Annotated in this window: 20 protein-coding genes; 11 read left to right on the top strand and 9 right to left on the bottom strand. The window is 69.6% G+C overall.

Annotated elements, in window-relative coordinates:
• Window positions 1-56 precede the first annotated feature (56 nt).
• Genes ACGFSB_RS20415 through ACGFSB_RS20400 form a run of 4 tightly spaced genes read left to right on the top strand, consistent with a single transcriptional unit; the run spans window position 57 to window position 4,056 of the window.
• Window positions 57-2,606, top strand: a complete 2,550-nt coding sequence (locus ACGFSB_RS20415; protein WP_393400958.1) for a nitrate- and nitrite sensing domain-containing protein — start codon at window positions 57-59, stop codon at window positions 2,604-2,606.
• Window positions 2,603-3,037, top strand: coding sequence for a roadblock/LC7 domain-containing protein (locus tag ACGFSB_RS20410; RefSeq protein ID WP_393400955.1), 435 nt, complete (start codon window positions 2,603-2,605; stop codon window positions 3,035-3,037). Before ACGFSB_RS20415 ends, ACGFSB_RS20410 begins: the two co-directional genes overlap by 4 nt.
• A 19-nt stretch (window positions 3,038-3,056) precedes the next feature.
• Complete coding sequence (locus ACGFSB_RS20405) at window positions 3,057-3,470, top strand: DUF742 domain-containing protein (RefSeq protein ID WP_393400953.1); 414 nt, start codon at window positions 3,057-3,059, stop codon at window positions 3,468-3,470.
• A complete protein-coding gene (locus tag ACGFSB_RS20400) occupies window positions 3,451-4,056 on the top strand; it encodes an ATP/GTP-binding protein (RefSeq protein ID WP_393400950.1) in 606 nt (201 codons plus the stop codon). The genes ACGFSB_RS20405 and ACGFSB_RS20400 overlap by 20 nt, the downstream gene beginning before the upstream one ends.
• Before the next feature lie 4 nt (window positions 4,057-4,060).
• On the opposite strand, the gene ACGFSB_RS20395 is transcribed toward ACGFSB_RS20400, so the two are convergent.
• The gene (locus ACGFSB_RS20395) at window positions 4,061-4,489 is read right to left on the bottom strand and encodes a PPOX class F420-dependent oxidoreductase (protein ID WP_393400948.1); all 429 of its coding nucleotides are present in this window, start codon (window positions 4,487-4,489) and stop codon (window positions 4,061-4,063) included.
• A 92-nt stretch (window positions 4,490-4,581) separates the two neighbouring features.
• On the opposite strand from ACGFSB_RS20395, the gene ACGFSB_RS20390 reads away from it, so the two are divergent.
• Window positions 4,582-4,995 carry a roadblock/LC7 domain-containing protein gene (locus ACGFSB_RS20390; protein ID WP_393400945.1) on the top strand — a complete coding sequence of 138 codons (414 nt, stop codon included), beginning with the start codon at window positions 4,582-4,584 and terminating at the stop codon, window positions 4,993-4,995.
• Between the two features lie 109 nt (window positions 4,996-5,104).
• A complete protein-coding gene (locus ACGFSB_RS20385) occupies window positions 5,105-6,082 on the top strand; it encodes a DUF6397 family protein (RefSeq protein WP_393400943.1) in 978 nt (325 codons plus the stop codon).
• A gap of 80 nt (window positions 6,083-6,162) precedes the next feature.
• Here the strand turns inward: ACGFSB_RS20385 and ACGFSB_RS20380 are convergent, their stop codons facing one another.
• Entirely contained in the window at window positions 6,163-6,684 is a 522-nt protein-coding gene (locus ACGFSB_RS20380) for a tetratricopeptide repeat protein (protein ID WP_393400941.1), read from the bottom strand.
• Window positions 6,685-6,915: 231 nt separating this feature from the next.
• On the opposite strand from ACGFSB_RS20380, the gene ACGFSB_RS20375 reads away from it, so the two are divergent.
• On the top strand, window positions 6,916-9,186 hold the full coding sequence (locus ACGFSB_RS20375; RefSeq protein ID WP_393400938.1) for an MMPL family transporter: 2,271 nt from the start codon (window positions 6,916-6,918) through the stop codon (window positions 9,184-9,186).
• A gap of 54 nt (window positions 9,187-9,240) precedes the next feature.
• On the opposite strand, the gene ACGFSB_RS20370 is transcribed toward ACGFSB_RS20375, so the two are convergent.
• Both ACGFSB_RS20370 and ACGFSB_RS20365 read right to left on the bottom strand, forming a co-directional pair.
• Window positions 9,241-10,146 carry an acyl-CoA thioesterase gene (locus tag ACGFSB_RS20370; protein WP_393400935.1) on the bottom strand — a complete coding sequence of 302 codons (906 nt, stop codon included), beginning with the start codon at window positions 10,144-10,146 and terminating at the stop codon, window positions 9,241-9,243.
• Window positions 10,147-10,207: 61 nt separating this feature from the next.
• Complete coding sequence (locus ACGFSB_RS20365) at window positions 10,208-12,721, bottom strand: DEAD/DEAH box helicase (protein WP_393400932.1); 2,514 nt, start codon at window positions 12,719-12,721, stop codon at window positions 10,208-10,210.
• A 121-nt stretch (window positions 12,722-12,842) separates the two neighbouring features.
• Between ACGFSB_RS20365 and ACGFSB_RS20360 the strand changes: the two genes are divergently transcribed.
• Window positions 12,843-13,637, top strand: a complete 795-nt coding sequence (locus ACGFSB_RS20360) for a metal-dependent hydrolase (RefSeq protein ID WP_393400930.1) — start codon at window positions 12,843-12,845, stop codon at window positions 13,635-13,637.
• Between the two features lie 32 nt (window positions 13,638-13,669).
• On the opposite strand, the gene ACGFSB_RS20355 is transcribed toward ACGFSB_RS20360, so the two are convergent.
• The 4 genes from ACGFSB_RS20355 to ACGFSB_RS20340 form a co-directional block, all read right to left on the bottom strand.
• A complete protein-coding gene (locus ACGFSB_RS20355) occupies window positions 13,670-15,463 on the bottom strand; it encodes an ABC transporter ATP-binding protein (RefSeq protein WP_393400927.1) in 1,794 nt (597 codons plus the stop codon).
• Complete coding sequence (locus ACGFSB_RS20350; protein ID WP_393400924.1) at window positions 15,460-17,397, bottom strand: ABC transporter transmembrane domain-containing protein; 1,938 nt, start codon at window positions 17,395-17,397, stop codon at window positions 15,460-15,462. The genes ACGFSB_RS20355 and ACGFSB_RS20350 overlap by 4 nt, the downstream gene beginning before the upstream one ends.
• 89 nt (window positions 17,398-17,486) lie before the next feature.
• On the bottom strand, window positions 17,487-19,268 hold the full coding sequence (locus tag ACGFSB_RS20345; RefSeq protein WP_393400922.1) for an ABC transporter ATP-binding protein: 1,782 nt from the start codon (window positions 19,266-19,268) through the stop codon (window positions 17,487-17,489).
• The gene (locus ACGFSB_RS20340) at window positions 19,265-21,103 is read right to left on the bottom strand and encodes an ABC transporter transmembrane domain-containing protein (RefSeq protein ID WP_393400920.1); all 1,839 of its coding nucleotides are present in this window, start codon (window positions 21,101-21,103) and stop codon (window positions 19,265-19,267) included. Before ACGFSB_RS20340 ends, ACGFSB_RS20345 begins: the two co-directional genes overlap by 4 nt.
• A gap of 295 nt (window positions 21,104-21,398) precedes the next feature.
• On the opposite strand from ACGFSB_RS20340, the gene ACGFSB_RS20335 reads away from it, so the two are divergent.
• The 3 genes from ACGFSB_RS20335 to ACGFSB_RS20325 all read left to right on the top strand — a co-directional run bounded on the left by ACGFSB_RS20335 (window position 21,399) and on the right by ACGFSB_RS20325 (window position 25,432).
• A complete protein-coding gene (locus tag ACGFSB_RS20335; RefSeq protein ID WP_393400918.1) occupies window positions 21,399-22,142 on the top strand; it encodes a L,D-transpeptidase family protein in 744 nt (247 codons plus the stop codon).
• A gap of 70 nt (window positions 22,143-22,212) precedes the next feature.
• Window positions 22,213-23,835 carry a peptide-N4-asparagine amidase gene (locus tag ACGFSB_RS20330; protein ID WP_393400916.1) on the top strand — a complete coding sequence of 541 codons (1,623 nt, stop codon included), beginning with the start codon at window positions 22,213-22,215 and terminating at the stop codon, window positions 23,833-23,835.
• Between the two features lie 160 nt (window positions 23,836-23,995).
• Entirely contained in the window at window positions 23,996-25,432 is a 1,437-nt protein-coding gene (locus tag ACGFSB_RS20325) for a cation:dicarboxylate symporter family transporter (protein WP_393400914.1), read from the top strand.
• Here the strand turns inward: ACGFSB_RS20325 and ACGFSB_RS20320 are convergent.
• Window positions 25,371-26,840, bottom strand: coding sequence for a Gfo/Idh/MocA family protein (locus tag ACGFSB_RS20320; protein ID WP_393400912.1), 1,470 nt, complete (start codon window positions 26,838-26,840; stop codon window positions 25,371-25,373). The two genes, ACGFSB_RS20325 and ACGFSB_RS20320, sit on opposite strands and share 62 nt — an antisense overlap.
• Window positions 26,841-26,856 lie beyond the last annotated feature (16 nt).

Genomic DNA, 26,856 nt, shown 5'->3' with positions numbered 1-26,856 from the left:
GGACCGGGTCACGGCCCACCGGCACACGCCCCGAAAACCTTCCGAGCGAGGAGGCCATGCGTACACCCCGCAGGACCCCTGCCCCAGCCGACGGCGCCGCGCCGCCGCAGCCTGGGCCCCCGGCACGCGGTCGCCGCGCGCACGCGGGACAGCCCGCCGACGAACGGTCCGAAACGGAAACGCCGTCGGGCGCCGGACCTCTCACGGCCTCCACGAGCAAGGGGCACTGGTGGCCGCGTCCCCGCACCGTACGAGCCAAGATCGTCTGCCTGCTGATGGTGCCGGTCGTCTCGCTGCTCGCGCTGTGGGGATACGCGACGGTCAGCACGGCCCAGGACGTGGCGCGCCTGCGGCAACTGCAGCGCGTCGACGCCGAGGTGCGAGGACCCGTCGACGCCGCGGTCGCCGCGCTGCAGGCCGAGCGGGTGGCGGCCGTGCGATACGCGACCGTACCCGCGCCCGACCGCGGCAGCGAACTCAAGAGGAGGGCGGTACGCACGGACCGTGCGGTGGCGAAGCTGCGCCGTGGCGAGCACCGGACGGTCGCCGACGGCGCTGATCTGCCCAACGGCGTTGCGTCCAGGCTCGAATCGTTCGTCTCCGGAGCTGAAGGCCTGAGCACGTTGCGGACCGACGTGCTCGACCGCCGAACCGGCTGGGACGCGACCTATGGCCAGTACACGAAGACCATTACGGCCGCCTTCGGAGTCGGCGGCGCGCTCACCGGTATCCAGGACGCCGAACTGGGCTCCGAAGCACGCGTGTTGCTCGAATTCTCCAGGGCGTCCGAGATGCTGGCCCGCGAGGACGTCGTGCTCGCCAGCGCCCGGCTCGACGGCTCGCTGGACGGCGAGCGACTGCGGCAGTTCAACGGGACCGTCGACACGCGACGGACCCTGACCGACGCGGCCGTGGCAGATCTGCGCGGACCCGAACGAGCGGCCTGGCATGACCTCGCGGAGGGGAGCGCGTACGCCGACGTGCGCGCCACCGAGGACAAGGTGCTCGTCGCACCCCCGGGCCGCAAGGCGGCCGACGCGGCACCGGCCGCCACATGGGACAGTGCCCACGCCGCGGTACAGGACGAACTCCGCGCCATCCAGGTGGGCGCGGGCCGCAGCGCAGCCGACCGGGCCGACCCGTTCACCCGCGGAGTACTCACGCCGGCAGGCGCCGCCGTGCTCTTCGGGCTCGCGGCTGTCGCCGCCTCACTGGTCATCTCCGTACGCATCGGGCGAGGCCTGGTCGTCGAGCTGGTGAGCCTGCGCAACGGCGCGCTGGAGATCGCTCGTCGCAAACTCCCGCACGCCATGCGGAGACTGCGCGCGGGCGAGGAGATCGACATCCACGCCGAAGCTCCCCCCGGCCCGCCCGCGGAGGATGAGACGGGGCAGGTCTACGAAGCGCTCGGCACGGTGCACCGGGCGGCCCTGCGTGCCGCCATCGAGCGCGCCGAACTCGCCAGCGGGATCTCGGGTGTCTTCGTCAACCTCGCTCGCAGGAGCCAGGTCCTCGTCCACCGTCAGCTCAGTCTTCTCGACAGCATGGAGCGCAGGTCGGACGATCCGAACGAACTCAGTGACCTCTTCCGGCTCGACCACCTCACGACCCGGATGAGGCGGCACGCGGAAAGCCTGATCATCCTCTCCGGAGCCGCCCCGGGGCGCGCCTGGCGTATGCCGGTCTCCTTGACGAACGTCGTCCGCGCCGCCGTCTCTGAAGTCGAGGACTACGCGCGCGTGGAGGTGCGACAACTCCCCGGCGCCTCGGTCGTCGGAACAGCGGTCGCCGACCTCACCCATCTCCTGGCGGAACTCGTCGAAAACGCCGCCCAGTTCTCGCCACCCCACACCAAGGTGCGGGTCAACGGCGAACCGGTGGGCAACGGCTATGCCCTGGAGATCGAGGACCGTGGCCTCGGTATGGGCGGGGAGACCCTCGCTGAGGCCAACCGCCGAATCGAGCAGTCCGAAGCGCTCGACCTGTTCGACAGCGATCAACTGGGACTCTTCGTGGTCAGCCGGCTCGCCGCACGGCACGGGGTGAAGGTGCACCTTCGTACATCCCCCTACGGCGGCACCACCGCGGTCGTCCTGCTGCCCACCGCACTGCTGCAGAGCAGCACGCCGGAGAGCACCGGAGCTCACACCATGGATCCTGACCGCGAACAGGCCGTGCACGCGCGCGTGCACGGTGCCGCAACGGTGAACGGCAACTCCGTTCCTGCCGCGGCCGCCCGCCCCGCCCTGGCAGCGTCGGCGGAGCTCCCGGTGCCGACACCGCCCGGCGTCACCGCGCTCCGCCTGCACAAGTCCCCGGAAACAGAGCCCGACAGCGCCCCGGAAGCTACGGACGATCTCCCACGCCGTGTACGCCAGGCCAGCCTCGCCCCCCAACTGCGCGAACAACGCCCCGAAGAGGCGACCGGATCCGTGAGCGTGCGCGAGGACACCGAACGCAATCCCGAAGAAGTACGGGACCGGATGTCCGCCTACCGCGACGGCTGGGCCCGCGGTGGTGGTCGTCGTCCGGGCATCGTCGGCGCCGTCCCCGACGTTCCAGGGCCCGCACCGGCCAGTGACAGCACCGAAGGAGACCACGCATGATCCAGGATCAGAGCATCACCGCCGGCCGGTCCGGCGAACTCGACTGGCTGCTGGACGACCTGGTGCTGCGCGTCGGCGAGGTGCGACATGCCGTGGTGCTGTCCAACGACGGTCTTGCCGTCGGCGCCTCGACCGCCCTCACCCGTGAGGACGCCGAGCACCTCGCCGCGGTCGCCTCCGGGTTCCACAGCCTCGCCAAGGGGGCGGGCCGGCACTTCGGGGCCGGGGGAGTGCGCCAGACCATGGTCGAGATGGACGACGGCTTCCTGTTCGTGGCGGCGGCGGGCGATGGCTCCTGCCTCGCCGTACTCAGCTCCGTGACGGCCGACATCGGCTTGGTGGCGTACGAGATGGCGCGCCTCGTCAAGCGGGTGGGCGAGCATCTCTACACGCCACCGCGCTTCGCGGCGCAGCCACCGGCCGCCGGATGACGCAGGGCGGTCGACACAGATGACCGAGGACAGGAGCGGCGTCCCGCGCGACGCGGGCAGCCAGTGGTACGACAACGAGGCCGGACCGCTGGTCCGTCCCTACGCGATGACGGGCGGACGGACGAAACCGGGGCCCAGCGGAGTGCATTTCGATCTGATCGCACTCGTCAGGCTGGACGAGAACGCGCCAGGTCCCGGGGATGACACCGCGCTAGGACCGGAGCACAGGTCGCTCATCGAACTGTGCCGCACCGAGACCCAGTCGGTCGCCGAGCTGGCGGCCGGTGCCGATCTGCTCGTGGGTGTGGTCAGGGTGCTGCTCGGTGACCTGCTGGAAATGGGCTGCGTGAAGGTGAGCCGACCGGTGCCTCCCGCACAGCTACCCGACGAAAAGATCCTGCGAGAGGTGATCGATGGGCTCCGAGCACTCTGACGCCGAGGGCGGCGACACGACCGCCATGGCGTTGAAGATTCTGGTCGCGGGCGGCTTCGGGGTGGGCAAGACCACCCTGGTCGGCGCGGTCAGCGAGATCCGTCCGCTGCGTACCGAGGAACTGCTCAGCGAGGCCGGCCAGTCGGTGGACGACACCGGCGGCGTGGACCGGAAGACCACGACGACCGTTGCCATGGACTTCGGCCGCATCACCATCAGGTCGGGCCTGTCGCTGTACCTCTTCGGTACGCCGGGGCAGGACCGTTTCTGGTTCCTGTGGGACGAGTTGTCACAGGGCGCGCTCGGTGCCGTCGTCCTCGCGGACACGCGACGGCTCGAGGACTGCTTCCCCGCCGTCGACTACTTCGAGCATCGGCACATCCCGTTCGTGGTGGCCGTCAACTGCTTCGCGAGCGCGCGTACGTACGGTGCGCATGAAGTGTCGCGGGCCCTGGACCTCGACCGTGGAACCCCCGTGGTGCTGTGCGACGCACGGGACCGTGATTCGGGAAAGGAGGTGCTGATTCGCCTGGTCGAGTACGCCGGGCGGATGCATACCGCCCGGCTGCTCGACACGGTGGGCTGAGCCGTCAGTTGGCGACGGAGGCGAGCGCGACGACCTTGTCGATCTTGACGCGTACGAGGAGTTCACCGGGCACGCCATTGCGCTTGCCGAACTCCTCGGCGCGGCTCTCTCCCATGTAGCGCGCGCCGAGCCGGGCCGCCCAGTGCCGCACCTCGTCGAGATCGTCGATGAGTTCGGCCCGCCCCTGCAGCACGGCGAACGCGAACGGGGGCTTGTCGTCGTCCACGCACAGGGCCACGCGCCCGTCCCGCGCCAGATTCCGCCCCTTGACGGTCTCTGCCCCGGTGTTGAACACCAGATCGTCCCCGTCGAGCAGGAACCAGATCGGTGCGATATGCGGGCTGCCGTCCGCCCGGACGGTCGACAGCTTGGCGGTGCGGGTGCCGTGTGAGACGAAGGCCCGCCATTGGTCATCGGTCATCTTCTGTGCCATGTCCTCATCATGCTTGCCGGGGCGCCGATGGTGGGGAAGGCTGGCAGGTCAGTTCCTCCAGCCAGGGGGAGCAGAAAACGGGAGACGGGAACATGGTGCAGAACACGGGGCTCGGTTGGCTGCTCGACGACTTGACCCAGCGGATGGAGTCCGTACGGCACGCGCTGGTGCTGTCCAACGACGGTCTGGTGACCGGAGCGAGCTCGGAACTGAAGAGGGAGGACGCGGAGCACCTTGCCGCGGTCTCATCGGGTCTGCACAGCCTGGCCAAGGGATCGGGGCGGCACTTCCGGGCGGGCGGCGTGCGCCAGACGATGATCGAGTTCGACGACGCCGTCCTCTTCGTCACCGCGGCGGGCGACGGTAGCTGCCTGTGTGTCCTCAGTTCCGCCGAGGCCGACATCGGTCAGGTCGCGTACGAGATGACACTCCTCGTCAATCGTGTCGGCGAGCATCTCGGCGTAGATGCCCGGCAGCCGGAACGGATGCCGGTCGTAGACCTCTGACCTGCTGAAACGGCGACGCAGTCAGAGTTATCCACAGGCTCAGCGCGGATCGACGTGATCGCGCTACGGTTTTCCCGAGAGCAAAGACGCCTCACGGGGGAGAACCACCATGACAGGTCACACGATCACGCAAGTCGCTGCCGACCAGGCAGCACAGACATCGGTCGCGCAGAGCCGCGCCGCACGGGAACTGGGTCTGAAACGCGGCGAGTTCGAGCTGGCCGTGATGCTGGGGCGCATCCGCACCGTCAGTGACGCGGTCGGTGAGCGGCGCCGCGTCACGCGTGAGGAGATCGAGCGGGTCCGTGCCGGGGAGGGCTTCCCCGAGGCGTGGGTGGAACACATCAGAGCCGTGGGGACCACGGAGGGTGCGGCTCTCATGGACATCTCCACGGCCCGGTTCACCCGGCTCACTCGCGCCGGATTCGTGACGCCCGTAAAGTTTTACCTCAACCGATACCGAGCAGTCGTCTGGCTCTATCTCGCCGAGGAACTACGGCAGTTCGCCGAATCCGAGATCAATGCCGGACTGCTCACCGGGAGGTCGCCCGCCACGATCCGCGCTCAGCTCGAGGCAGGTGTGGACCTGCGGGCGCGGAATTGGCGTGGCCGCCATGCGGGAGCGCTGCTGCGGCAGTCCGAGGATCCCTGGGAGCGTGCCGCGGCGGTGGCTTCACTGCTCGACCCGGTGCAGATCGCGGAAATCGTCAAGGATCCGTACGAACGCGCTTATGTGCACAGGCTCATGCCCGAGCGCTTCGCCCAGGGGGCACCGGAGTCGCCCGCGGCACGGATCATCCAGAAGGTGACGACCGCGAACGACCCGGACGAGATTCGCTGGTTGCGGGCGAACCTCACCATCGGCCTCTCGCAGGCCCGAGGGCTGCGCCCCGCGCCACGGCCGACACCGGGATCTGGACCAGGCGGCCCTGGAGCCAGGCCTCACCCCCACCCTGCGCCGGATCATTCGGCACGGCCCGCCGATCGGCCGGACGAACAGCCGGACGAACGGACCGACGGCGAGGTGAGTGGGCGGGGTGCCGAGCCGCGGGGGCTACGCAAGTGGCTGCGCCGCAGGGGAGTTTGACCTGCGCTCAACGAAAGGCGAGGGCAGGGAAGTAGGTACCTGTGTCGCACTGGTCGTTGGACCGGCAGGCGGGGCGACCGCTACTCCATTGCGTCGAGATCCTTCGCGTAATGCTCGATCGCGGGCCGGTAGGCGGCGATGTCCGGGTCCTTACTCGTGGTGGCGAGCAGGGATAGCAGGATTTCCATTGCGTCGCGTGCCCGGCCGGTGTTGTAGAGCGCCATGGCCAGAAAGGTCTTGAGGGCTGCGTCGTCGGGGAATTCGGCTACCGCGTCGCCCAAGGTCGCGACGGCTTCGGGATAGCGGCCGAGGATGCGGTAGGTGCTGCCGAGGCCGAGGAAGGCTCCCCGGCGGTCGTCGCGAGAAAGGCCTGGTCCCTCGACTGCGCGTACGTAGTGCGACACCGCCTCGGCCTCCAGGCCGAGTGCATCATGCACCCACGCGGTCTGGTACGCCACCTCCGGGTCCGTGGGGAACTGCTCGCACAGGGCAAGCAGCCGCTCCTTCGCTTCCTCGCGGTGACCGTCCTCGCGGAGCCGCACGGCCTCGGCGAGCAGGTGGTCGCGGTGCCTGGATGCGGATGTGTCCTCGTCTGTGGTCAATGCCCCGTCCCCTTCTCTGCCTCAACCTGAGCGATCGGAGGCATTGATGTCCCGGCCGTCCATGCGGCGAGCACATTCCGTTCCGTTGTCGTCAGCAGGCTAGGGCCTCTCGATCCGGCGTCTCACCCCGCTGCCGGAATCAGGAGCCTTCACCCGTTTCCCCGCCCCTGGGGTGCCGAGAGCGCCGCCATTGCGTTGAATCCGGAATGACCTATGCCTACGGGAGCAAGTATGTCTGTGTCACATGGGCCGCGTGAGCCACGGCCGACGGACTCACCGTCACAGCGGGGCCGACTTCGGCGGATCGGGCAGTGGTGTGCCCGTCACTGCGTGATCGTCATCGTGGTGTGGCTGGCCGCCCTGGTCGGGCTGCAGGTCCTGAACCACGCCTACGGCGGTGAGTACTCCGACGACTTCTCCCTCCCCGGCACCCAGTCGCAGGCGGGCCTCGACGTCCTCAAGGCGCATGAGCCCGCGGCCGGCGGCTACAGCGCACAGGTCGTACTGCACGACTCGGACAAGCCCCTCAGCGACGAGAGCGACCAGGTCGGCGCGGCCGTCAGCAGCCTGCAGAAGCTCCCTCACGTGCTGTCCGCGCAGAGCCCGCTGCCCGCGCAGCAGCAGCCCGCGGGCACGCCGAATCTCGGGCCGCTGTCCTCCGACGGCAAGACGGGCTACATCACTGTCCGCTTCGACGTGCAGCCCTCCACCCTGGGTGACGGCTATCTGGACGGCGTCGACAAGGCGGTGCAGCCGCTGCGTAGTGCCGGTGTGGAGGTGGAGTACGGAGGCCCGCTGGGCGAGCTGGCCCGGCCGGAGCCGGACGACCGGACGAGCGAGGCCATCGGATTCGGTGTGGCGATCGTGGTCCTGCTGATCGGATTCGGCAGCGTGCTTGCGGCGCTGCTGCCTCTGGTGACCGCACTGATCAGCGTGCTCTGCGGCCTTGCCTGCCTGGGCCTGCTTGCGGCCGCGTTCACCTTCGCCACGGTCTCGCCGACGCTGGCCACGATGATCGGTCTCGGCGTCGGCATCGACTACGCCCTCTTCCTGGTCACCCGCCACCGTCAGAACCTCCTGGGTCAGGATCCGTTCACAGCGGCGGGTCACGCGACGGCGACCAGCGGCCGGGCGGTGCTGGTCTCCGGGTGCACAGTGATCATCGCTCTGTCCGGCCTGTGGGTCTCCGGGATCTCGTTCATCGGCAAGCTGGGCCTGGCCGCCGCGGTCACCGTCGTCACGGCGGTACTCGGCGCGCTGACACTGGTCCCGGCGCTCCTTGGCCTGATCGGGCGGCGGATCGACATGCTCCGCGTGCGGACCCCGATCGCCGAGACGAACACCGATTCGGGGGTGACGGACCAGGGCGGCTGGCACCGCTACGCGCAGCGCGTGGAGAGACGGCCCTGGTGGTTCCTCATCGGCGGTGCCGTCGTGCTCGCCGTCCTGTCGGTCCCGGTCTTCTCCATCCAGCTCGGGCACATCGGCGACGGGGCGGACCCGAAGTCCTTCACCGACCGGCGCGCCTTCGACCTGATGTCCTCCGCCTTCGGACCCGGTTCGAACGGCCCGATGACCCTCGTCATCGACCAGAGCGACGTGCCCCAGTCGGACAGGGCGGCACTGGAGACCCAGGCGCAGAAGGCCCTCACCGACGTATCCGACGCGGCCGCGATCACCTCGCTCAAGGCCACGTCGGACGGCGACGTCCTGATCTCCACGGCCTACTCCGTGGCCGCTCCGCAGGACGAGCGGACCACCGATCTGCACGAGCACCTGAGCGACGACGTGCTGCCGCAGGCGGTGTCCGGGACGAAGGCGGGTACGTACGTCACGGGGACGACCGCCGCGCAGGCCGACTTCCTGGAGATCGTCTCCAAGAAGCTGCCACTGATCATCGCGGTGGTCGTGGCCCTGGCCTTCCTCGTCATCCTCGTCGTGTTCCGCGGCCTGCTCGTCGCGGTCAAGGCAGCGGTGCTCAACGTGCTGTCGATCGCCGCCTCGTACGGGGTCGTAGTAGCCGTCTTCCAGTGGGGGTGGGGTGGGCCTGCGCTCGGGGTCTCGGGGAAGGTCCCGATCGAGAGCTATGTACCGATGATGATGTTCGCGATCGTCTTCGGACTGAGCATGGACTACGAGATCTTCCTCCTGTCCCGGGTCCATGAGGCGTGGCTGCGCACCCGGGACGCCAAGGCGAGCGTCGCCCACGCCCTGGAAATCACCGCACGGGTCATCACCTGTGCCGCACTGATCATGGTGAGCGTCTTCGCCGCGTTCCTCATCAGCGACAACATCGTGGTGAAGATGCTGGGGCTCGGCCTCGCGGCGAGCGTGCTCATCGATGCCACCGTGGTCCGCCTCTTGCTGGTGCCCGCGGTCATGACCCTCCTGGGCAAAGCCGCCTGGTGGGCGCCCAGTTGGATGGGCCGACTACTCCCGCACATCGACGCCGAGGGCGAGGGCGAGAGCGAGACTACGGAACCAGGCAAGAAGCCGGGCTGACGCGGCCGCTCACGAATCCGTCACTCACGAATCCGTCACTCACGAACCCGTCACTCACGAATCCGTCGACGGCCGCCCGTCCATGTGCCGCTCCCCGTAAGGCCGGAACAGCCCTTCCTGTACGACCGAGACCAGCAGCCTGCCCTCGATGTCGTAGATACGGCCCCGCGCGAGACCACGGCCCCCCGTCGCGATCGGGGACTCCTGGTCGTACAGGAACCACTCGTCCGCGCGGAAGGGACGGTGGAACCACATGGCGTGATCCAGCGAAGCCATGTCGAAGCCCCGAGGGCCCCACAGCGGTTCCACCGGAATGCGGACGGCGTCCAGGAGCGTCATGTCGCTCGCGTACGTCAGCGCGCAGGTGTGGACGAGTGGATCGTCACCCAGCGGGCCGACCGCACGCATCCAGACCGCGCTGCGCGGCTCGGCGTCCTTGATCTCCTCGGCACTCCAGCGCAGTCGGTCCACGTAGCGGATGTCGAAGGGCTGACGTCTGGCCATGCGCTCCAGCTGCTCGGGGAGCGCGCCCAGATGCTCCTGGATCTCCTGCGCGACCGTCGGCAGCGACTCGGGGTCGGGAGCCGTGATGCGCGGCGGCAGCTGGTGCTCGAAGGCGCCCTCCTCGGGCTGATGGAAGGAAGCGGTGAGATTGAAGATGGTGCGTCCCTGCTGGACCGCGGTGACGCGGCGCGTCGTGAAGGAGCGCCCGTCCCGTACCCGCTCGACCTGGTACACGATCGGCACGCCCGGACGGCCGGGGCGCAGGAAGTACGCGTGCAGCGAATGCACCGGGCGATCACCCTCGGTGGTGCGCCCCGCGGCCACCAGCGCCTGCCCGGCGACCTGCCCGCCGAACACCCGCTGGAGGGACTCCTCCGGGCTGCGGCCGCGGAAGATGTTGAGCTCGATCTGCTCCAGGTCCAGCAGGTCGACAAGACGGTCGGCGGGATTGTTCATGGCGGTTCCTCGACTCCTGTCCGGGGGGAAGGTCGGTGCGATCGGCGTCAGCGGTACGCGGTCAGAGCTGGCCGACGTCGGTGACCCGGACGATGGCGCGGCCTTCCTCGTCGGAGGCCGCGAGATCGACCTCCGCGCTGATACCCCAGTCATGGTCGCCGTTCGGGTCGGCGAACGTCTGTCGGACGCGCCACAGACCGTGCTCCGGCTCCTCCTCGATGAGCAGCAGTTTGGGTCCGCGCGCGTCGGGGCCGGTGCCGAGATCGTCGTACTCGTCCCAGTACTTGTCCATGGCCTCGCCCCAGGCGTCCGCGTCCCAGCCGGACTCGGCGTCCAGGGCGCCCAGCTCCTCGACGTGGTCGAGGGCGGCGAGCTCGACGCGGCGGAAGAGCGCGTTGCGGACCAGGACGCGGAAAGCGCGGCCGTTGGCGGTGACCGGCTTGACCTGGTCGGCGCGCTCCTGGGCCTCCTCGGCGGTCATGACCTCGGGGTTGGCGAGCTGCTCCCACTCGTCGAGGAGGCTGGAGTCGACCTGCCGGACCATCTCACCGAGCCAGGCGATGAGGTCTTGCAGGTCCTCGGACTTCAGGTCGTCCGGGATGGTGTGCTCAAGCGCCTTGTACGCGCTCGCGAGGTAGCGAAGCACGATGCCCTCGGTGCGGGCGAGTTCGTAGACGGAGGTGAACTCCGTGAAGGTCAGCGCCCGTTCGTACATGTCACGGATGACGGACTTCGGGGAGAGCGGGTGGTCGCCGACCCACGGGTGGCTCGTTTTGTAGACGTTGTACGCGTGGAAGAGGAGCTCCTCCAGAGGCTTGGGGTACGTGATGTCCTGGAGCCGCTCCATGCGGTCCTCGTACTCGACGCCGTCCGCCTTCATCAGGGCCACGGCCTCGCCGCGGGCCTTGTTCTGCTGGGCGGCGAGGATCTGGCGCGGATCGTCCAGGGTGGACTCGACGACGGACACCATGTCGAGGGCGTACGAAGGCGATTCCTTGTCGAGCAGGTCGAAGGCGGCCAGCGCGAACGTCGACAGCGGCTGGTTGAGCGCGAAGTTCTGCTGGAGGTCGACCGTCAGACGCACGATGCGGCCCGAGGCGTCCGGCTCATCGAGCTTCTCGACCACGCCACCGTCGAGCAGCGAACGGTAGATGGCGATGGCGCGGCGGATGTGCCGCAGCTGCTGCTTGCGCGGCTCGTGGTTGTCCTCAAGAAGGTGACGCATCGCCTCGAAGGCATTGCCCGGACGGGCGATCACCGCGAGGAGCATGGTGTGCGTGACCCGGAAGCGGGAGGTCAGCGGCTCGGGCTCGGAGGTGATGAGCTTGTCGAACCCCTCCTCGGTCCACCCGACGAAGCCCTCGGGCGCCTTCTTGCGTACCACCTTGCGGCGCTTCTTCGGGTCGTCGCCCGCCTTGTTGAGCGCCTTCTCGTTCTCGATGACGTGCTCGGGCGCCTGCGCCGCGACCAGGCCCGCCGTGTCGAATCCGGCGCGGCCGGCGCGGCCGGCGATCTGGTGGAACTCCCGCGCGCGCAGCGTCCGTACACGCGTCCCGTCGTACTTGGCCAGGGCGGTGAACAGCACCGTACGGATCGGGACGTTGACGCCGACGCCGAGGGTGTCCGTGCCGCAGATGACCTTCAGGAGACCGGCCTGCGCCAGCTTCTCCACGAGCCGCCGGTACTTGGGCAACATGCCCGCATGGTGCACGCCGATCCCGTGGCGTACGTACCGAGAGAGGTTGCGGCCGAACTTGGTGGTGAAGCGGAAGTTGCCGATCAGGTCGGCGATCTTGTCCTTCTCCTCACGGGTGCACATGTTGATGCTCATCAGCGACTGCGCGCGCTCGACGGCCTGTGCCTGCGTGAAGTGCACGATGTAGACCGGGGCCTGCCTGGTCTCCAGAAGCTCGGTGAGCGTCTCGGTGATCGGCGTCAGCCGGTACTCGTAGCTGAGAGGGACGGGGCGCGTCGCGGAGCGGACCACCGAGGTGGGGCGGCCCGTGCGGCGCGTCAGGTCCTTCTCGAACATCGAGACGTCGCCGAGCGTCGCGGACATGAGGATGAACTGAGCCTGCGGCAGTTCGAGGATCGGGATCTGCCAGGCCCAGCCGCGGTCCCCCTCCGCATAGAAGTGGAACTCGTCCATCACGACCTGGCCGATGTCGGCGTTCTTGCCGTCCCGGAGCGCGATCGACGCGAGAACCTCCGCCGTGCAGCAGATGACGGGGGCGTCGGAGTTGACGGACGCGTCGCCGGTCAACATGCCGACGTTCTCGGTGCCGAAGAGCTTGCACAGGTCGAAGAACTTCTCCGACACCAGCGCCTTGATCGGAGCCGTGTAGAAGGTGACCTTGTCCTGGGCCAGTGCCGTGAAGTGTGCGCCCGCCGCGACCAGGCTCTTTCCGGAGCCGGTCGGTGTGGACAAGATCACGTTGGCCCCGGAGACCACCTCGATCAGCGCCTCCTCCTGAGCCGGATAGAGAGTGATCCCCTGGTCCTCGGCCCACGTCGAGAAGGCTTCGAAGAGGGCATCGGGGTCGGCATCCGGCGGCAGCTGATCAATAAGGGTCACACCCCCATCTTGCCCTCCTTCTCACTCGATCAGGGAACCGGCGGTCCGTACGAAGATCACGAACGCTACGCTGTGTCGCCAACGGGGCGTCAGCACAACGGAAATGGGGCGGGGAACAGTCATGATGGGTCCGGCACACTCACTGTCGGGGGCGGCGGCCTGGCTCGGCGTCGGCGCGGCCGCGACGGCCATGGGGCACACGATGCCCTGGCCGGTCCTCCTCGTCGGAGCCTTGATCTGCGCCGGGGCCGCGCTCGCACCCGACCTCGACCACAAGTCGGCGACGATCTCACGGGCCTTCGGACCCGTCTCCAGGGGCCTCTGCGAGATCGTCGACAAGCTCTCGGCCGCCGTCTACAAAGCGACAAGGAAGAAGGGCGACCCGCGCCGTGCCGGTGGGCACCGCACGCTCACCCATACCTGGCTGTGGGCGGTCCTCATCGGTGCGGGTGCCTCCGCCCTCGCCATCGCCGGTGGCCGCTGGGCGGTCCTCGCGCTGCTCTTCGTGCATATGGTGCTGGCCATCGAGGGTCTGCTGTGGCGGGCCGCCCGCGGGTCGAGCGCGGACGTGCTGGTGTGGCTCCTGGCCGCGACGAGCGCCTGGATCCTCGCCGGAGTGCTCGACAAGCCCGGAAACGGGTCGGACTGGTTGTTCACCGCCCCGGGCCAGGAGTATCTGTGGCTGGGCCTGCCGATCGTGCTCGGGGCTCTGGTGCACGACATCGGGGACGCCCTCACTGTCTCCGGCTGCCCGGTGCTGTGGCCCATTCCCATCGGCCGCAAGCGCTGGTACCCGATCGGGCCGCCCAAGATGATGCGGTTCCGGGCGGGCAGCTGGATCGAGCTGAAGGTGCTCATGCCGGTCTTCATGCTGCTCGGGGGAGTGGGCGGCGCCGCCGCGCTCAATTTCATCTGAGGGGCCGGTTCTCCACACCCGGCCGCGGCGGTTCAGGAAGCAGCCGGTCGCTCGCCGTGCCACGAGTGCCAGAGCGCGGCGTAGGCGCCGTCGGCGGCCACGAGTTCGTGGTGGGTGCCGAGTTCGGTCACCAGGCCGTCCTCCATGACCGCCACCCGGTCCGCGTCGTGGGCTGTCTGCAGACGGTGCGCGACAGCGATGACCGTCCGCCCGGCGAGCACCGCTGCCAGCGCCCGCTCCGTGTCACGCGCGGTGGTCGGGTCCAGGAGCGCGGTGGCCTCGTCGAGTATCAGCGTGTGCGGATCGGCGAGGACGACACGGGCCAGGGCCAGCTGCTGGGCCTGCGCGCCGTGCAGCCGGTGGCCGCCCGCTCCCAGTTCGGTGTCGAGGCCCTCCGGCATTTCCCCGGCCCAGTCGGCGCCGACGGCGGCGAGTGCCGCGTACAGCTCGGCGTCGGCGGCGGACTCGGCGGCGATCAGCAGGTTGTCGCGGAGCGTGCCGAGGAAGACGTGGTGCTCCTGCGTGACGAGGACGACGTGGCGGCGCAGCTGGTCCGGATCAAGGCCGAAGACGGGTACCCGGCCCACGGTCACCGAGCCGGAGCGTGGCGGGTCGATTCCGGCGAGCAGCCTGCTCAAGGTGCTCTTGCCCGCGCCGGACGGGCCGACGATCGCGAGCCGTTCGCCGGGCCGCACCGACAGATCGACGCCTCGCAGGACCTCGCGCCCGCCGTCGTAGGCGAAGGAGGCGCCGATCACGTCGATCCGGTCATCTACGGGTGCGGGGCCCGGACCGGGGATCGGAGGAGAGGCCGTCGCGGGCCCCGACGCCGTCCCGGCAAGACCTTCCACTCTCGCGAACGAGGCGCTGCTGCTCTGGAGCTGTTCCACCTGCTGCAGGATGGTGTCAAGGGGCTGCGACAGCTGACGCAGGTACAGGGCGCAGGCGATCACCGTACCGAGGCTGACAGCGCCGTTCTCGTGGAGGACGCCGCCGATGAGCAGCACGGCGACCACCGGGACGACGTACGAGATGTCCACGGCCGGAAAGAGCACGCTGCGCAGGAACAGTGTCCGTTCCCTGGCCCGGTGGCACCTGACGACCTCCTCCTCGCAGGCGGTGATGCGGCGCTGCTGGAGTCCGAAGGCCTCGACCGTGCGGGCACCGGACGCGGTGGCGGCGAGTACCTCGGCGAGGGCGGAGTGGGCCGCACCCTGGGCCAGGTAGGCGGCGTGCGCGCGGCGCAGATACCAGCGGACGGCGAACCAGATGCCCGAAAGGCCGAGCACGCCGCACAGACCGAGCAGGGGGTCGAGCGCGAACACCGCGCCCAAGATGAACAGGGCCTGCACCGTGGCGACGAACATGTCAGGTCCGTTGTCGCGCAGGGCGACGCCCGCCGTCGCGACGTCCGTGGTGCCACGGGCGGTCAGGTCGCCCGCGCCCGCGTGTTCGACGATCGAGGCGGGCAGGGCGAGCGCTCGGTCGACGTAGTTCTCGCGTACGCGGGCCAGGGTGCGCTCGCCGAAGCGGTGACCGATGTTGCGGGCGTAACGGGCGAGGACGAGCTGGGCCAGGGCGCCGAGCAGGATGCCGAGGGCAAGGCGGTCCACTGTGGCGACGTCCCCGCCGTCCTTGACCGTGTTGATGATCCGGCCGAGCAGCCAGGGGCCGAGGAGCCCGGCCGCCGAAGCGAGTGCGTTGAGGGCGAGCAGGGCGGCGAAGGCGCGTCCGTCCTGGCGGATCAGCCGGAGCGCGGCCTGGCGTACGTCAGCGGGAGTGGCGACAGGGAGCTGACCGGGCGCGGGCTCGGGGCGGGCCTTCACTGGGTGGCCTGCCGGGAGGGCTCGGGGGACATCCGTAGTTCCTGGGATTCCTGTGCTGCCTGTGCCGCCTCGGTCGTCCACGCGGGGCTTTTGGCCCCGGCGCCTGCCGTCTCGCAGCCACCGTCCGCGCCGTCGTCGGCTTGGGGCTCGGCGTCAAGACCGCGCGACACCAGGACCCGGTATCCGGGCTGCTCCGCCAGGAGTTCGTGGTGGGTGCCGACGGCGGTGACGTGGCCGTCGACCAGGTAATACACGGCGTCGGCCTGGTCCAGGACCAGGGGCGATGTGCTGGTGACGAGTGTGGTGCGGCCCGCGCGGGCGGTGCGGAGCCGGGAGGCCATCGCAGCCTCCGTGTGGGCGTCGACCGCGGAGGTGGGGTCGACGGCCAGGAGGACCTCGGGGTCGGCGAGCAGTGCGCGGGCCAGGCGGATGCGCTGGCGCTGGCCGCCCGACAGATTGCGGGCCTGCGCGTCCAGCGGCGAGGCGAGGCCGTCCGGCAGGGCGAGGACGATGTCCCCCGCCATGGCAGCGTCGACCGCGCTCGCGATCGCCGCGTCGTCCGGATCCCACTGCCCGGCGATCGCCGTGCGCACCGTACCGGCGAACAGATCGGCTTCGTTGTCCGCGACGAGGATGCGGGCGCGGACCCGGTCCAGGGCGAGCGCGTCGAGCCGGTCCGAGCCCCAGGTGGCGGGCGATGGGGCGAAACGGCCGACGCGGTCGACCACGGCTGCGGAGTCCGCGGGGCGGCCGCTGACGAGCGCGGTCAGCGTGCCCGGTGCCACGACGACGCCGGAAACGGGATCGCGCAGCGTGCCGGGCGCGATGGGCTCGGAAGCCATGACCACCGAGCTCTCACCCGAGGTGGCACCGTCCTTCGTGTCCATCCGTTCAATCCGCAAGAATCGCAGGATGCGGCGGGTGGCGACCAGCCCATGGGTGATGTCGTATCCGGCTTCGATGAGGAAAAGGACGGGGAGCACGAGGACAGCGACGTAGCCGTAGACCGCGACCAGCTCGCCCACGGTGATGGTTCCCTGGGCCGCCATCCGCGCGGCCAGCCAGGTCACGGCGGCCAGGAACAGTGTCGGCAGGCCGACGGCGAAGGCCTGGATCCAGCTCAGGACCGCCCCGACCCGGTAGCCCTCGTCCCGCAGCTCGCGCGAGCTCTCCCGGTAGCGGGCGGTGAACACTTCCTTGCCGCCAAGCCCGTTGAGCACGCGCAGCCCGCTCACCAGGTCGGTGAGGACGGCGGCGAGGCCGCCCTCACGTTCGCGGTAGACCGACTCCACCTTCTGCAGCCGTCCCAGCGGCGGGCCGATGAGGACCACGAGCAGCGGGACGCCGAGCAGTACGACCAGGGCGAGCAGCGGCGCGACGGAGAGCAGCAGGGCGGCCACCACGAGGTAGGCGAGCACCGCGCCGACGCCGGGGCCCGTGAGGGTGAGGGTCTGGCTGACCACGCCGACGTCGGCGTGCCCGATCGTGACGACCTCACCGGCGGTGACGCGCTTCGGCAGTTCCGCCCCGAGCCGCGTCGCATGTCGGACGACGACCCGCACCGTACGGAAGTAGGCGTCCTGGCGGATCCTGGTCATCGTGCGGTGCCGCAGGATGGCGAGGAGCGCGTTGAGCACCCCGACTCCGAACAGCACCGCAGTCCATGCCGCGAGCGTGCCGTAGTCCCCGGGGCGCAGCCCGTCGTCGACGGCGCGCGAGAGAACGTACGGCGGCAGCGTCAGGCCGACCATCCACAGGCTGCCGAGCAGCGCACCGAGGGCGACGCGTCGGCGTTGGCAGGTGACAAGCCACCAGAAGTACCGGACCGGACCGCGCCGATCAGGCACGCCCGGATCGACAGGTACGCCGGTCCCGGCAGGCACGCCCGGATCGACGGCTCTGTCGGGATCCGGATCTATGGAGGATGCAACCATTCTGGCACCCTAGCCAGGAGCCGGCGCTCGGCGACAGGGCACCCCGTGATGAAGCGCTCCTCCCATCGCCGATCTCGCCGAGCTCCCGGTCACCCATGCCAGGACCGCCACAGCGCCGCGTACGCACCCCCCGCCCCCACCAGCTCGTCATGGCTGCCCAACTCGCTGATCCGGCCGTTCTCGACCACCGCGATGACATCCGCGTCGTGCGCGGTGTGCAGCCGGTGCGCGATGGCCACGACCGTGCGGCCGTCCAGCACACGTGCCAGGGAGCGTTCCAAGTGGCGTGCCGCGCGCGGGTCGAGGAGCGAGGTCGCCTCGTCGAGGACCAGCGTGTGCGGGTCGGCGAGCACCAGGCGGGCCAGCGCGATCTGCTGCGCCTGCGCCGGAGTCAGGGCGAAACCGCCCGAACCGACCTCGGTGTCCAGGCCGTCGTCCAGGGCCCGCCCCCAGCCTTCCGCGTCGACCGCGCCGAGCGCCGCCCACAGCTCGGCGTCCTGTGCCCCGGTCCTCGCGAGGAGGAGGTTGTCGCGCAGGGAGCCCACGAAGACGTGATGCTCCTGGTTGACCAGCGCCACATGCGTGCGCACCTCTTCCGCGGACATGTCCGACAACTCTGCGCCGCCCAGGGTCACTTGACCGTTCCGCGGAGCGTAGATCCCCGCGAGCAGCCTGCCGAGCGTGGATTTGCCCGCGCCGGAGGGCCCGACGAGGGCGACTCGCGAGCCGGGAGCGACGGCGAGCGACACCTCTCGCAGCACGTCGACTCCCGCGCGGTACCCGAAGTGCACGTCGTCCGCGAGCACATCGCGGCCGTCCGGAGTCGCGGAGCCGTCGCCCGCGTCCGGTTCGATGTCCCGTACGCCCACCAGGCGGGCCAGCGAGACCTGGGCGACCTGCAACTCGTCGTACCACCGGAGGATGATCCCCAGCGGATCGACGAGCATCTGTGCGATGAGTGCGCCGGTGGCCAGCTGGCCGACGCCGATCCAGCCCTGGAGGACGAACACTCCGCCGATCATCAGGACGGAGCAGAGCACGAGGGTGTGGGTGAAGGTGATGACCGGGAAGAGGACGGAGCGCAGGTAGAGCGTGTGTCGCTCCCATGCCGTCCACTCCTTGATGCGGCGCTCGGACAGCTCCACGCGGCGCTTGCCGAGCCGGTGCGCCTCCACTGTGCGCCCCGCGTCGATGGTCTCGGCCAGGGCGGCGGCGACGGCCGCGTACCCGGCGGCCTCCGAGCGGTACGCGGACGGCGCCCGCTTGAAGTACCAGCGGCAGCCGACGACGAGGAGCGGCACCGCGACAAGGAGGGCGGGCGCCAGCGGCGGCGCGGTCACGGCGAGTCCGCCGATCAGCAGCGCCGCCCACACCACGCCGATCGCGAGCTGCGGCACCGCCTCCCGCATGGCGTTCGCGAGCCGGTCGACATCCGTGGTGATCCGCGAGAGCAGGTCCCCTGTTCCGGCGCGTTCGAGCACACCCGGCGGCAGCCCGACCGAACGGACGAGGAAGTCCTCGCGCAGATCGGCCAGCATCCGCTCACCGAGCATCGCGCCGCGAAGCCGCACCTGCTGGACGAAGAAGGCCTGGACGACAAGGGCGAGGGTGAAGATCCCGATGGTGCGCGCGAGGTGGAGGTCGCGGGCGCTGTCCGAGACGTTCTCGACCAGGTCGCCCAGCAAGTAGGGGCCGGCCATCGAGGCGATCACGGCGCATGTGTTGACCGTGACGAGCAGGGCGAAGGCCCGGCGGTGCCGCTGGACCAGCTCGCGTACGTAGGCCCCTACCGTCGCGGGCGCGCCGACGGGCAGGGTGTCCGCGGTGGTCGGGGCCGCCGGGTCGTATTCCGGTGGCGCCAGGCCGATCATGCCGTCTCCTCGATGTCGTAGTCGGTCAGAGTCGCCGGGGCAGTCCGTCCGTCCCCCAGCGAGGCCGGTGCCCGCTCCTCGTCCGTCTCGCGCGTCACGACCGCCCGGTAGCGCGGTTCGCTGTGCACCAGTTCGCGGTGCTCGCCCACCGCCGCGACCTCGCCCCCGTGGAGGAAGACGACGCGCTCGGCCCGGTCGAGGAGCAGCGGCGACGACGTGAGGACCACGGTCGTACGTCCGCCGCGCAGCTCCTTGATGCCGTCGGCGACCCGCGCTTCGGTGTGCGAGTCGACGGCGGACGTCGGCTCGTCGAGCACGAGGACATCCGGGTCGGCCACCAACGAGCGGGCCAGCGCGAGGCGTTGCCGCTGCCCGCCCGACAGGGAGCGTCCGCGCTCCGTGACGTGGGCGTCCAGCGGAGCCTCGTCCACCGACGCCTGCGCCAGGGCGTTCAGGACGTCCGAGCACTGCGCGGCTTCCAGGGCCTTGTCGGCGCTCACCGCTCCCGATGCCGGTACGTCGAGGAGTCCGCGAAGCGTGCCGGACAGCAGGACCGGGTCCTTGTCCTGTACGAGGACGGCGGTGCGGGCGGTGGCCAGTGACACCTCGTCGAGGGCCACCCCGCCGAGCAGCACGGACGGCAGCTCCTCCGCGCCGTCGAACGCGGCGTGCCCGCCGAGCCGTTCGGCGAGCCGCCCCGCCTCGTCCGGGTCGCCGCACACGACGGCGGTGAGACGGCCCGCGGGGGCGAGGAGCCCGGTCGCCGGGTCGTAGAGGTCACCTGCGGGCGTCCCGTCGTCGTCGCGCCGCCCGCCGCCGGGCTGCCCGCCGGGATGCGTGGTGCGCTCCAGGGACAGCACCCGTGCGGCACGCTTGGCCGAGGGACGCGAGAAGCTGTAGGCCATCGCGATCTCCTCGAAGTGCCGCAGCGGGTACGTCAGCATCGTGACCGCGCTGTAGACGGTGACCAGTTCGCCGACGGTGATCCGGCCGTCGCGGGCCAGGTGTACGCCGTGCCAGACGACCGCGATGAGCAGCAGTCCTGGCATCAGCACCTGGATCGCCGAGATCGTCGCCCACATGCGGGCACTGCGTACGGCGGCCGTACGCACTTCCTGCGAGGCCCGGCGGTAGCGGTCGAGGAACAGTTCCTCGCCACCGATGCCGCGCAGCACCCGCAGCCCCGCCACAGTGTCCGAGGCCAGTTCGGTCGCCCGCCCGGCCTTCTCCCGCTGATGGTCGGCACGCTTGGTGGCGCGCGGCAGCAGTGGCAGCACGGAGAGCGCGAGGACCGGGACGCCCACGGCGACGACAACGCCGAGGGCGGGCTGGTACACGACGAGGCCCACACAGACCAGGACGACCGTGAGCGCGGCCGCCATGAACCGCGAGATCGATTCGACGAACCAGCCGATCTTCTCGACGTCCCCGGTGGAGACCGCGACCACCTCACCAGCGGCGACGCGCCGCGTGAGCGCGGAGCCGAGCTGTGCGGTCTTGCGGGCCAGCAGCTGCTGGACGCGGGCGGCCGCGGTGATCCAGTTGGTGACCGCCGTGCGGTGCAGCATGGTGTCGCCCAGGGCGATGCCGATGCCGCACAGCGCCATCACCGCGCCCGCCACGGCGAGCCGCCCGCCGGAGCGGTCGATCACGGCCTGCACGGCGTAGCCGACCAGGTACGGGAGCACCGCGATGGCCCCGAAGTGGAGCAGACCCCAGGCGAGCGCTTTCAGCTGGCCGTCGAGCTGATTCCGCCCGAGCCAGCGCAGGAAGTGAGGGCCCGAGCGGGCATCCGGCATACCCGGGTCGGTGTACGGAAGATCGCGAATCTGCATGACGTCCCAGGTCTAGGAGAGGGGGTCGTCGGTTCGGCGGAGAGTGCCGGCGTGAACGGACGGCCGTGAACGAGCACGAACGAGAGGAGTGAGAAGGCAGAACGAGCGGAGGTAAACGAGCGGGAAAACGAGCGGAGGCAGAGGCAACAGGCGGCGGTAACAGCCCGTGAAAGGTTCGCCTCGTACGGTCGCGCGAAGCAAACGATTTTCCGTCGGAGAGTAAAGATTCGGCCGGTTCTCTGCCGGGGACAGGGCGCCGGGACGGTCCGCGTGAACCGGGTGCGACCATGGACGAATGCGTATAGCCGGTGCGGTGCGAGTGGCGGCCGCGGTCGCGGCCTGCGGTGTTCTCCTGACGTCCTGCGGAAGTTCGGACGACGGGGCGGGGGCCGAGGGGAAGCAGGACGGGGCGGGCGGGAATCGGGCGAAGGGCGCCGAGGCGTCGGCGACGACCGACCTCAAGCGCATCCCCGACGTGGGCGACGGCCTCCAGAACAAGATCCCCAAGGGCTCCCGGCAGGTCGTAGCGGTCTACGGAGAGGGCGTGGACTCGGCCAAGTCCACCGTCGTCCTGTACACGAAATCGGGCTCGACGTGGGACAAGACCCGCAGCTGGGCGGCGCACAACGGCAAAAAGGGCTGGACCACCGCCCACCACGAGAACGACAAGCGCAGTCCGGTCGGCGTCTTCACGCTCACCGACGCGGGCGGCGTCCTCGCCGATCCGGGCGCGAAGTTCCCGTACACGCGGAGCGCCTCGATGCAGGCCCCGCACTACTGGGCCAAGTCGCACTGGCACGACTTCGACTACGTCGTCGCCATCGACTACAACCGCGCCAAGGGCACCCCGCCCAACGACCCGACCCGCCCCCAGGGCCAGTCGAAGGGCGGCAGCATCTGGCTGCACATGGACCACGGCAGTGGTACGTCGGGCTGCGTGAGCCTGTCGAAGCCGGGCATGGAGTACCTCCTCAAGAACCTCGACCCGAAGCAGCGTCCTGTCGTGGTGATGGGCGACAAGGCGAACCTCGAGAAGTAGCCCCCGCGTGACGCCGGCGGACTCCCCGGAACGCATTGCGGTGATCGTCGACTCCCCGTAGAAATCCCCCATGAGACGACGAGTCATGTCCATGCTCGCCGGGGTCACCCTCGCGGCGAGCACACTCTTCAGCGCGGGCCCGGCGGCGGCCGACACGCCCCCACCGGAGTTCGGCAACGACTGGCACGACCCGGTCACGGCTGCACCACCCGTCCCGAAGCCGCACACCAAGTCCTGCGAAGTGACCGTGGCTGAGGCGCAGTTCAAGGACTTCACGCCCTACAAGGGCACCTACGCCCCGCCCGGGAAATGCGGCGCGGGGGACTGGGGCAAGGTGGTCCTGCGGCTCGACGGAAAGGTCAAGGGCCGGCAGTACGACCGCCTCGGCTATCTCCGCATAGGTGGCGTCGAGGTTTTCCGTACGTCCACCCCGGAGCCGTCGGCCGACGGCATCACCTGGTCCGTGGAGAAGGACGTCACGCGCTACCGCGAGACCTTGGGGCACGACCAGCGGGTCGAGATGCTCATCGGGAACGTCGTCAACGAGACGTACACGGGAGTCATCGACGTCAAGGCGACTCTGACGTTCTACGCGGCGGAGAAGGCGGACGGGGTGGACCGAGCCGTGAAGGGCAAGCAGTCACCCCCCGACCGCGTCCTGCCCCTGGGCGAAGGCACAACCCTCACCACGCCCCGCAACAGCGAACGTATCGTCGCCGAGGTCTACGCGACCGGCTCCGGCGGCGGCTGCGAGGAGTACTGGTATCTGACGGTCCCGGACGCGGCGCCGTACTCCTGCAAGGCGGAGGACGGTCCCTACCGCGAGGTGCAGGTCACGGTCGACGGTCAACTCGCCGGTGTCGCAACCCCGTTCCCGACCGTGTGGACGGGCGGCTGGTCCAACCCCTTCCTCTGGTACGTGATTCCAGGCCCCCGCGCCTTCGACATCAAGCCCATCGAGTACGACCTGACGCCCTTCGCCGGGCTGCTCAACGACGGCCGCCCGCACCAGGTGGAGGTGTCCGTCGCGGGCAGGCCGGAGGCGACGACCGGCTGGCACACCCCGACCAACATCCTGATCTGGCAGGACGAGAAGAGTGCGCACGTCACCGGCAAGCTGACCGCGCACAAGGCTGGTGACCTTGCCAGCAAGGCCACGTACACGCCCGGTTCGCCGGAGCGCGAGCACCGTCTCGACACCTCGGGAAGCCACCGGCTCAGCGTCTCGGGATATGTCGACACCTCCCACGGCCGCGTCGAGACGACCGTCACCCGCGCGCTCGCCAACACCTCCGTCCACCGCTGGACCGACGGCGAGTCGAAGGACGCGCTCAAGTCCCGCTGGACCGACCGCGAGACGGTCACCACCGACGGCCGCGCGATCCGCACCGACCGGACGTACACGATGGACGGCACGACGACGCTCGGCACCGGCGACCGGCTGCGCACCGAGATCGCCCTGGGTGACCGGGCGGAGAAGGTCACCACGAACGACGGCCGTCGCACCGCCCGTTCGGTGACCGACGACCGCTACGACGGTGACGCCACGTACACGTCGAACGTCCCGCGCGAGGACCGACATGCCGTCGGCACCTCCCGTGAGCGCTACCGCGTGTACGGCGACGGCGGTTGCTACGACCGCACGCTGGCCACTGAGCAGGGAACCCTGACGGTGAACCGGCAGCGCTGCTGAACCCCCCGTTCCGCTCCGGCGGTTTGGAGCAAGATCCAAGATTTACGCCGATGTGATCTGGAGGTCTTTTACGGAAGCGGGCACTCCGCCATAGTGGCGCCTCGCGGAAACAAATTTCCGTATGGCAGAAGTCACTGGAAGTCTCAACTCAGGAGTGCCCGTGCCGCAGTCCGTACCGTCCCTACCGCGACGCGTAGCACGCACATTGCGCACCTCACTGTTCGCGCAGGTCGCCTGCGCGCTGGTGATCGGAGTCGTCGTCGGACGGCTGTGGCCCCATGCGGGCACAGCCGTCCAACCGCTCGGCGACGGCTTCGTACGTCTCATCAAGGCGATGATCGCTCCGCTCGTCTTCTGCGTGGTCGTCGCCGGAATCACCAAGGCCGGAGACCTCAAGGCCTTCGGCCGTATCGGGCTCAAGGCCCTCATCTGGTTTGAGGTCGCGACCACTGTTGCCCTCGTCATCGGGCTGCTCGCCGGGAACCTCGTCAGCCCCGGCACCGGCATGAACGTTGACCCCGCCAAGCTCGACGCGTCCGCCGTCGATGCGAAGACCGGCGGCGGTGAGCTCCCGTCGACCAGCGATTTCATCCTGCACTCGCTGCCCGACAGCGCGATCGGCGCCTTCGCCGAGAACTCGCTGCTCCAAGTCCTCGTCCTGTCCTGCCTGGTGGGTGCCGCGCTGCTGCACCTGGGCAACTCGAAGGTCCCCGCGATCCTGCCCGCCATCGAGCAGGGGCAGGAGGTCGTCTTCGCGATCGTCGGCTTCATCATGAAGCTGGCGCCGCTCGCCGTCTTCGGTGCGACCGCGCATCTGGTGGGGGAGTACGGTCTCGGAGCCCTGTCGACATACGGCAAGCTCATCGGTGTCTGTTACGCGGTGGCCCTGATCTTCCTCGTCCTGCTCGGCGTCGCCCTGAAGGCGCTGACCGGCCTGAGCCTGTGGAAGTTCGTCCGCTACACGCGCGAGGAGATGCTGCTCGCGCTCGGCACGGCATCGAGTGAGACCGTCATGCCGCGCATGATGCAGAAGCTGCGCCAGGCGGGCTGCCGCGACGACGCGGTGGGCCTGGTCCTGCCGACGGGCTACTCCTTCAACCTCGATGGTGCCTCGATCTATCTCTCCGTCGGTACGTTGTTCATCGCGCAGGCCGTGGGAGTGGACCTGAGCCTGGGGCAGCAGCTCACCGTCGTCCTCGTCCTCATGCTGACCAGCAAGGGCATGGCGGGCGTGCCCGGTTCGGCGTTCCTCGCGCTGTCGGCCACCGCCTCCGCGCTCGGGGTCATCCCGGCGGGCGCGGTCGCGCTGCTCCTCGGTGTGGACCGCATCATGGACGCCATGCGCGTGGCGACGAACCTGCTGGGCAACTGTGTGGCGGTCCTTGTCGTCTCGCGCTGGGAGGGCGCTTTGGACACGGTCCGGGCAAAGAAGGTCCTCTCCGGAGAGATCGCCTTCGTACCCGAACAGACGGAGTCGGCCGAGTCGGTGGTGGAGCCCGGCAGCGCCGATGTGAGCACCGCCGGGCCCAAGTCCCTTACGCCTTCGGCTTCTGAGAGTCCACTCCCGGCCGAGCCTTCTTCCACAGCCCGCGAGTGAAGTCGGGGATCTCCTGCGGCGCGCCCTTCGCCTTGATCGACAGATGGCTCAGGGGCACGGGCGATGTCCAGGTCGCAGCGTCGTAGACATCGAAGTCAGGTACCAGGCCGAGCTGCATGGTCTGCATCAGACGGAAGATCATGATGTAGTCCATGCCGCCGTGCCCGCCGGGCGGGTTGGAGTGCTCCTTCCACAGCCAGTGGTCGAAGTCCGCGGCGTACTTGCCGAAGTCGCCCCACTCGTCGTTCGTGTGGTCCGGCTCGATGTAGATGCGCTCCGGATAGTCCTCGAAGACGCCCTTGGTGCCGCCGAGGCTGTTGATGCGGCTGTAGGGGTGGGGGGTCGAGACGTCGTGCTCCAGGCGGATCACCCGCCCCTTCGCCGTCTGGACGAGGCTGATCGTGCGGTCGCTCTCGATGTACGTCTCTTTCCAGCTGGGGTCACCCGCGGGCATGTGCGCCTTGCGGTACTCGGCGAGACCGAGGGCGGGGGTGCCGAAGCTGGAGATGTGGGTGACGCGGTCGCCGCGATTGATGTCCATGTAGTTGGAGACCGGGCCGAAGCCGTGGTTGGGGTAGAGGTCGCCGCGCAGCCGCGTGTGCCACAGGCGCCGCCACGGACCTTCGTAGTAGTCCGGGTCGAACATCAGGCCACGCAGGTCGTGGTTGTACGCGCCCGCCCCGTGCAGCAGATCACCGAACTTGCCCGCGTGGGCCATGCGCAGGACACGCATCTCGTTCTTTCCGTAGCAGCAGTTCTCCAACTGCATGCAATGTCTGCGCGTTTGCTCGGAGAGGTCGACCAGTTCCCAGAGCTGGTCGAGCTGGAGGGAGATGGGACACTCCACTCCGACGTGCTTGCCGTTCAGCATCGCCGTCTTGGCCATGTCGAAGTGCCAGTCCCAGGGCGTCGCCACGTACACGAAGTCGACATCACCGCGCTTGCACAGATTCTCGAAGTCGTGATCGCCCTTGGTGTACGTCGCCGGGGCCGGCTGACCCGCGTCGGTCACCTTCTTCGCGGCGGCCGCCGTCTTGTCCTTGACCGGGTCGCAGAGCGCGACGACCTTCACTCCCGGGATCGCGAGAAACAGGTCGATCATGCTGCCGCCGCGATTGCCGAGCCCGACGATGCCGACCCGCACCGTGGAACGCCGGTCGAACGGTACGCCGACCATGGTCTCGCCCTTGCGGGCGGGTGCACCGGCGGCCGTGGCCGCGGCTGCGGGCGTGCCCTGCGGGGCTTGTGCGTGGGCAGTGCCGCCGGTGAAGGCGCCGAGGCCGAGCCCGGCTCCGGCGAGGCCCGCGGTGCGGAGTACCGCACGGCGGGAGGCGCCGTCAGTGGAGTCGGCGGAGTCTTCAGGGGTCGCGGACTCGTCAGGGTTCGGTATCGCGTGCTCGTCGTGCATCGGACCTCCGTGGCTT

This window comes from Streptomyces sp. NPDC048441 (assembly GCF_043200235.1).
In the GTDB taxonomy this organism is placed as follows: domain Bacteria; phylum Actinomycetota; class Actinomycetes; order Streptomycetales; family Streptomycetaceae; genus Streptomyces.
This window is presented reverse-complemented; position numbering and strand designations above follow the sequence as displayed.

What these genes read in the sequence shown, in the direction of transcription:
- ACGFSB_RS20410 (WP_393400955.1), top strand. Translation starts at nt 2,603, where the DNA reads ATGATCCAGGATCAGAGCATCACCGCCGGCCGGTCCGGCGAACTCGAC.
- ACGFSB_RS20375 (WP_393400938.1), top strand. Translation starts at nt 6,916, where the DNA reads ATGTCTGTGTCACATGGGCCGCGTGAGCCACGGCCGACGGACTCACCG.
- ACGFSB_RS20415 (WP_393400958.1), top strand. Translation starts at nt 57, where the DNA reads ATGCGTACACCCCGCAGGACCCCTGCCCCAGCCGACGGCGCCGCGCCG.
- ACGFSB_RS20350 (WP_393400924.1), bottom strand. Translation starts at nt 17,397, where the DNA reads ATGGTTGCATCCTCCATAGATCCGGATCCCGACAGAGCCGTCGATCCG.
- ACGFSB_RS20335 (WP_393400918.1), top strand. Translation starts at nt 21,399, where the DNA reads ATGCGTATAGCCGGTGCGGTGCGAGTGGCGGCCGCGGTCGCGGCCTGC.
- ACGFSB_RS20320 (WP_393400912.1), bottom strand. Translation starts at nt 26,840, where the DNA reads ATGCACGACGAGCACGCGATACCGAACCCTGACGAGTCCGCGACCCCT.
- ACGFSB_RS20360 (WP_393400930.1), top strand. Translation starts at nt 12,843, where the DNA reads ATGATGGGTCCGGCACACTCACTGTCGGGGGCGGCGGCCTGGCTCGGC.
- ACGFSB_RS20370 (WP_393400935.1), bottom strand. Translation starts at nt 10,146, where the DNA reads ATGAACAATCCCGCCGACCGTCTTGTCGACCTGCTGGACCTGGAGCAG.
- ACGFSB_RS20330 (WP_393400916.1), top strand. Translation starts at nt 22,213, where the DNA reads ATGAGACGACGAGTCATGTCCATGCTCGCCGGGGTCACCCTCGCGGCG.
- ACGFSB_RS20390 (WP_393400945.1), top strand. Translation starts at nt 4,582, where the DNA reads ATGGTGCAGAACACGGGGCTCGGTTGGCTGCTCGACGACTTGACCCAG.
- ACGFSB_RS20340 (WP_393400920.1), bottom strand. Translation starts at nt 21,103, where the DNA reads ATGCAGATTCGCGATCTTCCGTACACCGACCCGGGTATGCCGGATGCC.
- ACGFSB_RS20395 (WP_393400948.1), bottom strand. Translation starts at nt 4,489, where the DNA reads ATGGCACAGAAGATGACCGATGACCAATGGCGGGCCTTCGTCTCACAC.
- ACGFSB_RS20385 (WP_393400943.1), top strand. Translation starts at nt 5,105, where the DNA reads ATGACAGGTCACACGATCACGCAAGTCGCTGCCGACCAGGCAGCACAG.
- ACGFSB_RS20400 (WP_393400950.1), top strand. Translation starts at nt 3,451, where the DNA reads ATGGGCTCCGAGCACTCTGACGCCGAGGGCGGCGACACGACCGCCATG.
- ACGFSB_RS20405 (WP_393400953.1), top strand. Translation starts at nt 3,057, where the DNA reads ATGACCGAGGACAGGAGCGGCGTCCCGCGCGACGCGGGCAGCCAGTGG.
- ACGFSB_RS20345 (WP_393400922.1), bottom strand. Translation starts at nt 19,268, where the DNA reads ATGATCGGCCTGGCGCCACCGGAATACGACCCGGCGGCCCCGACCACC.